Here is a 254-nt window from a genome sequence, read left to right as displayed (position 1 = left end):
TCATAAGGTTGTGGACCTTTAGCAATCAGGCGTAAGATATAAAAACTGCCTGCACCAAATACAAAGACGTACAGCACAATAAATCCTATAAGTGTCGTTGCGACTTGCTGTGCTGCAACCGGTGACATGCTCTCAGCAGTACGAATCACCCCATATACTGTCCATGGCTGACGACCAGTTTCGGTCACAAACCAACCGGCGAGTATCGCGATAAAACCAAGCGGCGTCATCATCATCCACGCACGGTGGAACCA

The 254-nt window shown here is 48.4% G+C and carries 1 protein-coding gene; it reads right to left on the bottom strand.

From position 1 onward, the window contains the following. Nucleotides 1-254, bottom strand: a 254-nt coding sequence (locus AAEZ05_RS29380; RefSeq protein ID WP_350650143.1) for a cytochrome ubiquinol oxidase subunit I, incomplete at both ends; no start/stop codon positions are given.

Source organism: Pseudomonas sp. HY13-MNA-CIBAN-0226 (assembly GCF_040310305.1).
Lineage (GTDB): Bacteria > Pseudomonadota > Gammaproteobacteria > Pseudomonadales > Pseudomonadaceae > Aquipseudomonas > Aquipseudomonas gregormendelii.
The sequence above is the reverse complement of the archived record's forward strand: the minus strand, read 5'-3'. Positions and strand labels throughout refer to the sequence as shown.